This window comes from Gallaecimonas zhanjiangensis, from assembly GCF_057624825.1.
Genome location: NZ_CM172603.1, coordinates 252130 through 265106, shown reverse-complemented (window position 1 = coordinate 265106; position 12977 = coordinate 252130). Strand labels below are relative to the sequence as shown.

The window sequence follows — 12977 nt, the reverse complement described above, 5'->3', positions numbered from 1 at the left end:
CTTTTGCTTATTTTTGGGATGCCGCTCTTTGATAGCAAAAACCGCTACCAAACTGAAACGCCCTGTTAAAGAATGAGATGCTGACTGGATAAAGAGGCGCCAACCACCATGTATCGCATCCTGTTGTTACTGCTGCTCCCCCTTAAGGTGATGGCCGCCGATCTGCAGGCGCGGCAGCTGATCGTGGTCACCACAGGCAACTGGCAAGCCCCCCAAGGCCAATTGCAAACCCTTGAGCAGCAAGACGGCCACTGGCGCGCCGGCCCGGTGGCCACCCCGGTCAGCCTGGGTAGAAGCGGCCTGGCCTGGGGCCTTGGCATCTACCCCCAACAGCCCCTTAACCCGCAAAAGGCCGAGGGCGACGGCAAGACCCCGGCCGGTATTTTCGCCCTGGGTAACGCTTTTGGCTACGCCCCTACCCTGGCCACGGCCCTGCCCTATCTTGCCACCAGCGCCAGCAGTTATTGCATGGACGTGCCCACCTCTCCCTATTACAACCAACTGGTAGACAGCAACCAGGTGGGCCAGGCGGCGGTAGCCGGTTCGAGCGAGCCGCTGCGCCTCGACCTCAAAACCCCCGGTGACAGGCGCTATCAAGAAGCGCTGGTGGTGCTGCACAACCCGGCCAACATCAAAAATGCAGGCAGCTGCATCTTCCTGCATGTCTGGAAAGGCCCAGGGGAGACCACCGCCGGTTGCACTGCCATGGCCGAGCCCGCCCTGCACCAACTGCTGGGCTGGCTGGACCCGAAAGCCTCGCCGCTGCTGGTGGTGATGCCAAAGCCGGTGTACTGGCGGCTGGCGCCCAAACTGGGGCTGCCGCGCCTGCCCCAATAAAGCCTGTAGTAACAGCCTGTTACCTGGCCGCATTGTTATCGGCTAGGGTAAAGTATGGCTTTGCACCCGCCCAGAAGGACCCCCATTGGACGCCATTACCATCAACAGCCTTTACATCATCGGTGCCGTGCTGGTGGGTGCCAGCGTGCTGGTCAGCTCCTTGTCGTCGCGGCTGGGCATTCCCATTCTGGTGATTTTCCTGGCGGTGGGCATTCTGGCCGGCGAAGACGGCCCCGGCGGCATCCATTTCGACAACTACCCGGTGGCCTATCTGGTCAGCAACCTGGCGCTGGCCATTATCCTGTTGGACGGCGGCCTGCAAACCCGGGCCGCCACCTTCAGGGTGGCGCTGTGGCCGGCGCTGTCCCTGGCCACCATTGGGGTCGCCATCACCACCGCCCTGACCGGGCTGGCGGCCGCTTACCTTTTTGATTTCAACTGGATGGAAGGGCTGCTGGTGGGGGCCATTGTCGGCTCCACCGACGCGGCAGCGGTGTTCTCCCTGCTGGGCGGGCGCAGCCTCAACCAGCGGGTGGGGGCCACCCTGGAGATTGAGTCGGGCTCCAACGACCCCATGGCGGTGTTTCTCACCGTGACCCTCATTGCCATCATCAGCCACAGCACCCAGCCCGGCCCCATGCTGCTGCTGAGCCTGGTGCAGCAGTTCGGCCTGGGTATTGGCCTGGGCCTTGCCGGTGGCTGGGGGCTTTGGCAACTGGTAAACCGCGCCAACCTCGCCGCCGGGCTCTACCCCATCCTAGTGGTGAGCGGCGGCCTGCTGCTGTTTGCCATCACCAACGCCTTGGGGGGCAGCGGCATTCTGGCCATTTATCTGGCCGGGCTTTTTATGGGCAACAAGCCGCTTCGCAGCAACAGCACCATTCTGAGCGTGCTGGACGCCTTGGCCTGGCTGGCGCAAATTGGCATGTTCCTGGTGCTGGGGTTGCTGCTGACCCCCAGCGATCTGCTGCCCATCGCCCTGCCCGCCCTGGCCCTGGCGCTTTGGATGATCCTCTTTGCCCGGCCGGTAGCGGTGTGGGCGAGCCTGGGGTTTTTCAAGAACTTCAAGGCCAGGGAGCGCTGGTTTATCTCCTGGGTGGGGCTGCGCGGAGCGGTACCCATCATCCTGGCGGTATTCCCGATGATGGCAGGGCTTGAGCACGCGCAAATCTTCTTCAACCTGGCGTTCTTCGTGGTGCTGGTATCCTTGCTGCTGCAAGGCAGTACCTTGCCCCTGGCTACCCGCCTGGCCAAGGTGGAAGTGCCGGCCAAACCTTCGCCCATCTCCCGCGCCGGTTTGGAAATTTACCCCACCAGCCAGTGGGAGCTCTTTGTTTACCGGCTGGGGCCGGAAAAGTGGTTTATCGGCTCCGAGCTTCGCCACCTGCATATGCCAGAGGGCACCCGTATCGCCGCCTTGTTCCGGCACAAGCAGCTGCTGCACCCCAAGGGCTCTACCTGCATGGAGGCCGGCGACATTCTCTGTGTTATCGGTAAAGAAGGGCATCTTAGCGAGCTGGGCACCCTGTTTAGCGAGCCCCCAAAACGGGGCCTGGACAACACCTTCTTTGGCGACTTCGTGCTGGATGGCGCGGCGCCCCTGGCCGATATCGCTCCGCTTTACGGCCTGGCCCTGGACGACACCCAGCAGCAGCAAACCCTGGCCGAGTTCATCACCCATGCCCTTGGCGCCAAGGTGGTGGAGGGGGACCAGCTGCACTGGAACAACCTGGTGTGGACTGTGGTGTCGGTGTCTGACAGCGGCATTGCCAAGGTGGGGGTCAAACTCTCGGTGGCAGAAGAAGAGGCCGAATAAGGCCTTAGCAACAGCAACAAAAAAGGAGGCGTCAGCCTCCTTTTTTATTTCCCTCGCACTCAGGCCGCTGTTGGCCGGCGGCGATACCAGGCCAGGGCCAGCAACAGTAGCCAGGGCCAGGCCAGGGCGCCGCCGTGGCCTTTCACCCCATAGCGCAGCCCCCAGGGTTGGCCCAGGGTGTCGCTGGTGCTGTTGTTGCTAAAGTCTGGGTCGCCGGCGGTGCCGTCCACCCTGGCGCCAAGCTGCGCTTTGGCAAGACTTGCATTGCCTTGCGCCAGCAAGGTCAGCTGCACCTCGGCGCCGCTGGCAAGGGTACCGAGGCTACATTGCCACCCCACCTGGCTTTGTACACAGCCCGCTGGCCATTGGGCCACGGTGACACTGGCCGGCACCTGCACCGTCAGCACCGCTTGGTCAACACTGGCCGGGCCGTTGTTTTGCACCTTCAGCTGGTAGCGGGTCTGATACTCGGTGCTGGTGGCGGTGAGCTCGCTGGTCAACGCCAAATCGGCGCTGGGGCCCAGCAACAAGCTGGCAAGGCCGTCGTAGATGGTCCAGGAGCCGTCGCCGATGTCGGTCAGGAGGATATCGGCCATGCCGTCGCCATTGAAATCCCCCACCAGGCCCAGGCTGTCCGGGTGGAACAGGGTCTGGTTGTTGGCGATAAAGCTCGAGGCAGAACCGAGGTTGGTCATCAGCTGCCAACTGCCGTTGTCATGCTGAGCCAGCAGGTCCAGGTCGCCATCGCCATCAAAGTCCGCTACCAACAGATCGTTAACCGCGGCATCGCCAACATGGGTGAGAGTATCCATGGTGCCGTCGCCAGCATCACTCAGTACCGCCACACCGCCGCCCTCGCCGTTGGCATCCAGGCCATAGCTGGCCACCGCTTCAGCCTCGCCGTTACCGTCGAGGTCAGCCACCCGCAAGGTGCGGATCTGGCCGGTAGCCGGGTCGTCGGCCAAGGCCGCCATCATCGGCACGCTGGCCACGCTGCCACCGGTCTGGTCGGCCACGGTATCAAGGGCCATCAGCGACAGCTGGCTGCCGTCGGTCACCAACACCCGGCCGTCTGGCCAGAGCGCAAATTCCTTGACGATGAAGGGCACGTTGGCCACTTCAAGCCCGGCCATGGCGCCGCCATCGTTGCCACGGAACAGGTAAAGCCCCTGGCCTCCCACCAGCAGATCCGGATAGGTGTCGCCATCCACATCCGCCACCTTGACCTTGCGGCCATAAGGCAGGGTTTGCAGGGCGCTAAAGTGCAGATCCCCCTGGTTGAGGTAAATGGCCGAGGCGTCGCCGCTGCTATTGATGACCACCAGATCCTCAAGGCCGTCCTGGTTCCAGTCCAGCACCGCCAGGGCCCGGGTGTGGCCCAGGTTGGCAAGGCTGGCCTCGGCCACCAGGGTTTGGCCACTGAAGCTGTAGAAGGTGATGTCATCGCCTTCGCTGGTACCGGCCACCAGCAGCTGCTGGCCCTGGTCGTGGATAAGGGCCAGGGCGGTGGCCTTGGCGATCACCGCCGCCCTGTCACCTTGGGAAAGGGCATCGGCCGCCAGGGTAACGTCGGTAGTCAGCTCACTGAGCGGGTTGCCGTCTGCATCCAGCACCCGGGCCATGACCGTTTGGTCGCCCTGGTTTTGGCTGCTGACCGGCAGGGTCCACTGCTGCTGGGCGCCACTGGCCAGCGCCAGCGGGCAGCGCTGCACCGCGCCACTTAAGGTACAGCCGCTGATGCTGCTCATGGCCGCGCCGCTTAGCTGCACCTCAAGGGTGGCGCCGCTTAGCGCCGGGCCGCCTTGATGCTGGGCCGACAGCACCAGCGCCAGGGGCCGGCCTACCTTGGCAGGTAAACCCTGCCAAGTACCGGTGAGGCCCACCAGGCTTTGCTGCGGCTCGGTAATGGTCAGCACAAAGCGCTGGGTAGCAGTCTTAGCCCCATCGCTGGCCAACAGTTCAACCGTAACCTGGCCGCTGCCATCGGCCGGCACTGTGCCCGCCAGCACATTGTCTTCCAGGGTCAGCCAGGCCGGCGCCGTGACCAGGGTCAGGGTAACGGCGCTGTCCGGGTCTTCCACCACCACCTGGTAACTGAAGGTAGCGCCGGCTATCGCCGATGTGGGGGCGATGCTGGTAAAGCGCGGCGCATCGTTCACCGGGTGAATGGTCAGGGAGACGATGGCTGAAGCCACACCGCCCTGGCCGTCGCTGACCTGGTAACTGAAGCTGTCGCTGCCGCCTTCACTGCCATCGTGCTGGTAGCTAAAACTACCGTCACTGTTGAGGTTAAAGGCGGTGGCGTGGGCCGGGCCGCTCAGTAGCTGGGCGCTCAGGGTGTCGCCATCCGGGTCGCTGTCGTTGGCCAGCACCCCTTCAAAGGCGCCGATGGTCAGCAGGCTGCCTTCAAGCAGACCGTAGCTGTCTGCTTGGGCGGTCGGAGCATCGTTGACGTTGATAACGGTGATGCTGAACGCCGGCAGGCTACTGACAGCGGTGCCGTCGCTGACCGAGATCACGATGTTGCTGCTGGTACCCACGTCGGCGTTACCGGGAGTACCGGCAAGCACCCCGGTAGCCACGTCGAAGCTGGCCCAAGCCGGTTTGTTTTGGATGCTGAAGGTGAGGCTGTCACCGTCGGCATCGCTGGCGGTGGGGGCAAAGCGGTAGCTGGCCCCTTGCTGCACCGAGGTTGCCGGTGTGCCACTGATAAGCGGCGCGGCATTGGCCGGGGTCACTGTCAGGTTGACTGTTGCGGGAGTAGACAGGCCGCCTTCGTCATCTACCGCCACATAGGTGAAGCTGTCACTGCCTTGGTAGTCGACAAGTGCGGTGTAGGTGACGCTGCCATCACCCTGCACCACGGCGCTGCCATGGGCCGGCATTTGCTGCAGCTGGGCCGAGACCACCGAGCCGTCGCTGTCGCTGTCATTGGCCAGCACGTCAATGTTGCTGGCCACCCCAGCCACCACGGATTGGCTGTCGTCTTGGGCTTGGGGCAACTGGTTGATACGTTGCACCCGCACCTGCACCAAGGCTGTGTTGGACAGCTGGCCTTGGTCGTCCGCGACCTGGTAACTAAAGCTATCGTCGCCATGGAAGCCGGCGGCCGGGGTGTAGAGCACCTGCCCTGAACCTTGCAGTGTGGCCACCCCGTTGGCGGGCGCCGTCACCAAGGCCAGGCTGGGCGCGTCCAGGCTGCCGTCAGCATCGCTGTCGTTACTCAGCAGGTTGAAGGTCACCGCTTCGTTTTGGCGAGTACTGGCCTGGTCGTCCACCGCCAGCGGCGGCTGGTTGGGCAGGCTGGCTACCAGGTTGACCGTTACCGATGCCGAGACGGCGCCGGAGGGGTCGCGCAACCGGTACTGGAAGCTGTCGCTGACTGGCGAACCCGAGGGCTGGTAATGCACCAGGCGGCCGTTGAGGCTGAGGCTGCCACTGGCTGGCGCGCCGGTAAACTGGATGGTCAGGTCGCCAATGGCGTCATCCACATCGCTGTCGTTACCCAGCACGTTGATGTCCATGGCGCCGGTGGTCACCATCACGGCGGTGTCGGCCACGGCCACCGGCGGGTCGTTGACCGGGTTGATGGTGAGGGTCACGGTGGCGGCGCTGGAGGTCAGCCCCGAGGCATCCGCTACCCGGTAACTGAAGCTGTCGCTGCCAAAATAATCCGCCTCCGGCACATAGCGCAGCATTCCCGAGACCAGGCTAACCGCGCCGTGGCTGGGGGCCAGCACCACGGCTAGAGTGTCAGGGTCCAGGCCATTGCCGCTGTCATTGGCCAAGACATCGATGTCCACACTGGTGTCTTCATCCAAGGTGGCGGTGTCGGCATTGGCAACCGGCGCGCCGCTGGCCAACACGGTGAGGGTCAGGGTGGCTTCGTTGGACAAGGCCCCCTGGCTGGTATCACCCACTTGGTAGCGCAAGGTCACCACGCCGCTGAAGTCGTTGTCGGCCTGATAGAGGATTTGCCCGCCCTGCACAGTGGCGCTGCCATGCTGGGGCTTGGCAACAATCACCAGGGTGGCGGGATTGATGCTGTCACCGCTGTCCACCTCTTGGTCATTGGCCAGCACATCCACGCTGAGGTTAGCGCCCGATTGCAGGCTGGCGCTGTCGTCCTGGGCCCGTGGCGGGTCGTTTACCGCCGCCAAGGTCAGGGTGGCGGTGGCGGTGTTGCTCAAGGTGCCGTAGCTGTCCTGTACCTGGTAGGTAAAGCTGTCCGCGCCGTTGTAATCGGCATCCGGGGTATAAGTGAAGATGCCGGTGCCGGTATTGAGGGCCAGGGTGCCGTGCTGGGGCGCGGTGACCACCACCAGGCTGGCGTTGTTAAAGCTCCCTCTGACAGCCGCGTCGTTGGCCAGCACCGCCAGCTGCGCCGGGGTGTCTTCGGTGAGCGCAAAGCTGTCGTTATTGGCCACCGGCGTGGTGTCTTGGGCGGTAAAGCTAAGGCTGCCGCCGCCATAAGGGTTGCCGGCGAGGTCGGTCAGGGCATCGGCTCCGACCGACAGAGTATGCACCAGGGCCGGCACCAGTTCCTGGCTGGGGGTAAAGCTGACCGCCGCGCCACTGATTGATACCGCAGCGCCATTGGCGGCGCCGTCAAAAACCACGGTGCTGTTGGAGGCGGTCAGGGTGATGTGGTTGCTGCCATTGGTGCCGGGTGCCATGTCTTCGCTGAAGGTCAGGCTGGGCGAGACCCCCAGGGCCACATCGGTAGCGCTGTCGGCCGGAGTGCTGATTTGCAGGGTCGGCGCCACCGTGTCCTTGGTAATACTGCCCGTGGCCGGCGCACCGGCGTTACCAGCCGCGTCGGTCAGCACCAGGCTAAGGCTTATGGTGCCGTCGGCAAGGGCGCTGAGGTTCAAGCCGTTCAGGGTCAGGCTGGTGCCGGTGAGGGTGCCGCTGCGGCTGACATCGTTGGCGCCATTGCTGATGGTGAGCTGATAATCGGCGCCATTTTCGCCACCGCTGATGGTGACAGACTGGGCCGCTTGGTTGGCGATATTGACAAAGCTGGCGCCAAAGCTGGCGCTGTAGCCTGTAGGGGCCGCGCTGTCTTTGAGTACCGTGGAGGTGGCCGCAATGCCGCTGTTACCGGCGGTGTCGGTAAGGGTCAGGCTGTAGCTCAAGGTGCCGTCTACCAAGCTGCTGACATTCAGCCCGGTCAACTGCTGGTTGGCGGCGCTGATGGTGCCGCTACCGGTGACCGGCGTACCGCCGCCACTGCTGGAAATGCTCAGTTGGTAGGCCGCGCCGACTTCGGCCCCGGCCAGGGTGACCGACGTGGTGCTTTGGTTGGCGATATTCACGGCGCTTTGGTCCACCGTCAGGCTGTAGCCGCTGGGGGCCGCCGTATCAATGGTTAGGCTAAGGGCCGCCGAAGGGCTGGAGGTGTTGCCGGCCGTGTCACTTTGGGTGGCGGTCAGGTTGTGACTACCACTGTTCAGGTTACTGGTGGTGATGCTCCAGTTGCCGCTGCCATCTGCCACGCCGCTACCCACCTGAGCAGCGCCGTCTTGGATGGCAATAGCGGCATTGGCTTCGCTGGTCCCCGTCAGGGTTGGGGTAGTGACGTTGGTGCGGCCATCTCCCAGGGTACCGCTGTCGGAGCCGGCGCTCAGTGCCGGCGCTGAAGGGGCAGCCGGCGCCACGTTATCCACGGTGGCATTGGTGGAATCACCGGCAGTGGTGCTGTTGCCAGCATTGTCGACGGCAGTCACCGCCACATTGCGGTTATTCGCTTCGATGGCGCCGGCGGTAATGGTGTAGGTGGCCGTCCAGGTACCAGAGCTGTTACTGGCCACAACAGCGCTCCCACCACCGAATGCAGAGAAGTCGACAAAGACGCTGCCAATGGTGTCGCTGTTGTTATCCCCGCCAGCGGTGTTGTTCCAGGTGGCGCTGACGGTATCGCCAATGATGTAGGCCGAGCCGTTGCCACTGGCGCCGCCGATGCTGATATTGCCATCGGTGACGGTGGGCGGGATGTTGTCGACGGTAACGTTATTGGTGCCACTAACGGTAGTGGTGCCGACACTGTCGGTTGCCGAGACGCTGACGTTGCGGTTGGGAGCGTCAATGCCGCCCGACACAATGGTGTAAGTGGCCGTCCAGTTCCCGCCGCTGTTGCTGGCAGTAACGGCAGCGCCACCGCCAAACTGGCTGAAATCGACGGTAACGCCAGTCACGCCACTGTTGTTATCACCGCCGCTGGTGTTGTTCCAAGTGGCGGACACAGTATCCCCTACTTTGTATGCACCGCCGGTGCCGCTATGGCCACTGACACTGATATTGCCAGCCGTAACGGTTGGCCCAGATGTAACAGCGGCTGAGACTGTTATGTCATCCATCAGAACGTCGAGGTCGCCACCAGTAATATGCAGTGAGTCAATATTGGAAAAGGCACTGTTACCGCTCAAATTGACGGTGCCGGTAGACGCCGTGGTGCTGCCAATCTCGACACCGTTCCTATAGCCATGGAGGGTAACGCTGGCATTCCCGGCATTGGTATCGAGAAAAAAGGAATCGAGCTTAAATTCAGAGCCGTCCTGGCTACTTACGTGTACCTCGGTTACGTCGCCGATGTTGGTGCTATAAAAGTAAAGCCAGTAAGAACCACGAGGAGCGTTACCGTTAACGCTTTGGAGACCGTTCACATAGAAAGGGTCGTGGCCAGTACTGTTGTTGCTGTAGAAGACAAAGGAGTTACCGATGTTGGAGTTGTTGGGGAAGTAAGCGGGGCTGCCGCTAATGCTTTCAAAGTCTTCATTGCTCACCGCCAGCAAGATGGGCAGCTGGGCCAGCAGAGCATTGTTAGCTGCACGGCCTTGGCCATATTCAAGAATGAGATTCCCCCCCAGCGCCGCCGGGCCTGTGGCATCGGTTGAGGCCAACACCGGCCGGCCGACACTCTTTGCCAGCACATCTACTAGGTTATGCCCCTCTCCCTTAGCCACATCACACCCCCAGAGTTCCACCTGGGCACCTGGCGTCAGTTGTTTTCGCCAGGCATCCAAAAATCCGGGGTGCTGGTTGAGAAAGCTTTGGTCGAGAAGCGTGTTACCCAGTTGCAGGGTGCCAGGCTGGCCGTGGCTGATAAGACTCACCCTGCTCCACTGGCCGCCGGCCAGAGCGCCTGGCAATTGGTCAAGGCGACTGATGGCCCTGACCTCGGTGCCGGCTTCGGCTTTGATCAGGGGCGCCAGTGCGGTATCTACCAACACCAGCTCCTTGGCACTTCCCGCAAAAGCGGCCAACAATCCCAACCACAGCCAAGCTCGACTCATGGCAACTTCCTTATTTAATTAGAGTAAAAGACACAGTGTCTGTTCAAAACCAAAGGCGAAAGGCCGCCTCTTACGAGGCAGCCTTCACCAAGCCTGTTCCGGGCCCACTCAGGAGCGCGGCGGAAAAATGCCATAAAGGCTGATGATGAAGTTCAAGCCCAGGTAGGGCTGCTTGTTGTTATGGGGCTGACTGCCCCCACTCGCCCCTAGGGCCAGGGGCGACATGGCCGTTTTGTCGCCACCGCCCCCATAAAGTGACAGGGGGAGTCGGCCTGCAACGAGCTGAGCCCAGTAGGCGCCTTCAGGGTCTGTCTCTGTGCCGGTGGCATTGACGGCATTGGCAAGGTGGTTATGGCCAGGCATCTCGGATTGAAGCAAGGTAACGGTGCCTGTGCCGACCTGCTCTCCCAGCTCCCTTGAGGTCAGGCCCGGGCCTTGCCCCCAGTGCATGGGTGCTTGGCACTGGAGGTTGGGCAGGGCAAAAGTGCTGATCCCGTCACCGCCATAAGTGGTGCCAAGCAGGGAAAAGAGCGCCGTATTCTGGGAAATGGGCAGCAACTGGCCGTTGCACAGGGCCCAGGCTCTGGGGGCAAAGTTACCCGCGAAGATGCGGATCTCACCGACATACGAATCCATTTGTGTGCTCCTTAGCCTCGGCTCGGGAAAATGCCCTGGATGGCGATACAGAAGTTGGCCACCAGGAAGGGCTGCATATTGTTGTGGGGTTGGCTGCCACCGGTATTGCCAATGGCGTTGGCAGCCATGGCGGTGCCGGCCTGGTTGGCATAGGGGCTGGCCTGGGCGCTGGCCGCCCAGTAGCCGTCACTAGGAGAGACGCTGGTGGCATCGGCTGAGTCCGCCACCACCATATGGTTGTGGGCAGGCATCTCCGATACCGTCAGGGTGTGGGTTTCCTCGCCGGCACTCTCGCCCAGAGACACCGTCTGCCCCTGATAAGAACCGGCATGGACCGGCGCGCGCCCCTGGAGGTTGGGCAGGGCGAAGTTGGTGGTGCCATTACCGCCGTAAGTGGTACCGAGAATGGCAAACAGTGCCTGGTTCTGGTTGATGGGCAGCAACTGGCCATTGCAGGCTGCCCAGCCTTTGGGGACCACATTGGAGGCGAATGTGCGTACTTCGCCGAGAAAGGGTTCAGCCATGACGAGTCCTCCTCAAGTTGCTGACGGGTAAATGCCGTAAAGGGCGATGATGAAGCTCAATGCCTGGCTCGGCATCATGTTCTCGTGGGGCTGGTTGCCACCGGCCACAGACACAGCCTGGGGGGCCATGGTGGTGTTAGGGTTGGCCTTGGAAAAGGCTGAACCCGCGCTGGAGCCAGCCCAAACGGCGTTGCTCGGGCTCTCAACGCCACCGCTAGCGGCGGCCAGAGCCTGGTGGCTGTGCTGGGGAAGCTGAGTCGAGAGCAAAGTGACTTCCTCGCTGCCAGCCCGCTCGCCCAATACATAGTGGCTGCCGGTGTTCAAATTACCCATATGCAGTGGCAGTCGGCCACGGAGATCGGGCAGGGCAAAGGTGGTCTGGCCGTTACCGCCGTAGATGGTGCCAATCAAGGAGAAGAGCGAGTCGTATTCACTGATGGCCAATATCTGACCGTTACAAAAGGCCCAGCCCGCCGGGGCAAAATTGCCGCCGAAGATCCGGATCTCTCCGATATAGGGTTCCATTGCGTATCCTCTTCCGTTATTGATACCCCGTTGCCATGCCAAGGACAGGAAACGGATCCATGCTTAACGCTTTGCCACCCGGCATCAGCCTTCGTCCGATAACGGACCATGACAAAGTCTTTATGGCCGCACTCTATGCCGCCAACCGCCGCGCTGAAGTCGCAGCCTTTCCATTTAACGACCAGCAAAAAGCGCTGTTCCTGCAAAACCAGTTCGAGGCGCAATACCATCACTATTTCGCGCACTACCCCAGCCAACGCTTTGCCCTTATCGAGCAGCAGGGCCAGCCCATTGGCCGCTTGCTGGTAGCCGAACAACCGGACCACCTGCGCCTAGTGGACATCGCCTTGCTGCCCAGCCACCAGGGGCTTGGTATTGGCAGTGCACTGCTGCGCCAGCTGCAGGCCGAAGCCACCACCAAAGCGCTCGCTATAAAACTGCAGGTTGCCCCTGCCAGCCCGGCCCAAAGGCTCTATCTGCGCCTCGGCTTTGTGGCTGGCGAAGGCGACGCCTTTTACCTGGCCATGGCCTGGTTGCCGCCGACCTTCGCTTGCTAAATAAAGATGCGGTATGGGGTAGGGCTGCCCGGCACAAAGAACCTCAGCAACCCACCCCGGGCCTTTTGCTCGGCGTAGCCAGCACCTTTCGCAGCGAACGGCTTAACAGCGCGCAAGCTCAAGGCGAACAGGCCTAAAGAGTGGTCGAGGGAGCTGTGGTTGAGAACGCCGGTCAGGCGAAGAGGGAGGGCAACGTCATGGCTGCGCTTTAGGTATAGAGGACTGTCGATACAGGCCTGAGACTGATTAACGTCAAACCTTCCCTGCATGTGCTGCATAACCTACCTTGGCACCGCATTAGTGGCCTGAATGTTAATACAAGGTAATGAACTTAGACAGCGCTAAACAAAAGAAATCCTACCGAAGGGAAACGTAACCCCTTGTTTTTCATTAAACAAAGCAAAGATGAACAAGTGGTTTAATTTCGAGCATGTGACAAGTGTCACGATTTTGACGCTGCGCGGCTAAGGAGTCTGGTCGGTGAGCTTGATGGCACCGTCGGGCCCGAGGGTGCAGCTGAGGATATCGTTGTGGCCCTTGTCGCTGATTTGATAGCGATTGTCGGCAAGCCTTTTAATGCGCATGCCCTGAAAGCCGTAATGGGCCTGGATGGCGTTCAGGCACTGGCTTTGCAGCATGGCGTCGTCCAGTTGGCGATGCACGTTCTCAAGGGTCTGTTTAGGAAGTGGCGCCTGCGGGTCGTCCTTACCACCCAGCGCCAGCATGCGTACCATGGCCAGCAATACCAGCACCGCCACCACCAGCATCAGCACACGCATGGACAGGT

8 protein-coding genes are annotated in these 12977 nt (G+C 61.8%); 3 read left to right on the top strand and 5 right to left on the bottom strand.

Annotated features, from left to right (window positions below):
• Nucleotides 1-108: 108 nt before the first annotated feature.
• Together AC22G1_RS01205 and AC22G1_RS01200 are read left to right on the top strand one after the other, a co-directional pair.
• Nucleotides 109-837, top strand: a complete 729-nt coding sequence (locus AC22G1_RS01205) for a L,D-transpeptidase family protein (RefSeq protein WP_487315186.1) — start codon at nucleotides 109-111, stop codon at nucleotides 835-837.
• A gap of 85 nt (nucleotides 838-922) precedes the next feature.
• Nucleotides 923-2653, top strand: coding sequence for a potassium/proton antiporter (locus AC22G1_RS01200; RefSeq protein ID WP_487315185.1), 1731 nt, complete (start codon nucleotides 923-925; stop codon nucleotides 2651-2653).
• Between the two features lie 59 nt (nucleotides 2654-2712).
• Here the strand turns inward: AC22G1_RS01200 and AC22G1_RS01195 are convergent, their stop codons facing one another.
• The 4 genes from AC22G1_RS01195 to AC22G1_RS01180 all read right to left on the bottom strand — a co-directional run bounded on the left by AC22G1_RS01195 (nucleotide 2713) and on the right by AC22G1_RS01180 (nucleotide 11633).
• Complete coding sequence (locus AC22G1_RS01195; protein ID WP_487315184.1) at nucleotides 2713-9948, bottom strand: Ig-like domain-containing protein; 7236 nt, start codon at nucleotides 9946-9948, stop codon at nucleotides 2713-2715.
• Nucleotides 9949-10056: 108 nt separating this feature from the next.
• Complete coding sequence (locus AC22G1_RS01190) at nucleotides 10057-10584, bottom strand: phage tail protein (RefSeq protein ID WP_487315183.1); 528 nt, start codon at nucleotides 10582-10584, stop codon at nucleotides 10057-10059.
• 11 nt (nucleotides 10585-10595) lie between these two features.
• Nucleotides 10596-11108 carry a phage tail protein gene (locus AC22G1_RS01185; RefSeq protein WP_487315182.1) on the bottom strand — a complete coding sequence of 171 codons (513 nt, stop codon included), beginning with the start codon at nucleotides 11106-11108 and terminating at the stop codon, nucleotides 10596-10598.
• Between the two features lie 12 nt (nucleotides 11109-11120).
• Entirely contained in the window at nucleotides 11121-11633 is a 513-nt protein-coding gene (locus AC22G1_RS01180) for a phage tail protein (protein ID WP_487315181.1), read from the bottom strand.
• A 59-nt stretch (nucleotides 11634-11692) separates the two neighbouring features.
• Here AC22G1_RS01180 and AC22G1_RS01175 point away from each other — a divergent pair, with 59 nt between their 5' ends.
• A complete protein-coding gene (locus AC22G1_RS01175) occupies nucleotides 11693-12190 on the top strand; it encodes a GNAT family N-acetyltransferase (protein ID WP_487315180.1) in 498 nt (165 codons plus the stop codon).
• Between the two features lie 464 nt (nucleotides 12191-12654).
• Here AC22G1_RS01175 and AC22G1_RS01170 read toward each other — a convergent pair whose 3' ends face one another.
• Entirely contained in the window at nucleotides 12655-12969 is a 315-nt protein-coding gene (locus AC22G1_RS01170) for a hypothetical protein (RefSeq protein ID WP_487315179.1), read from the bottom strand.
• Between the last annotated feature and the right edge of the window lie 8 nt (nucleotides 12970-12977).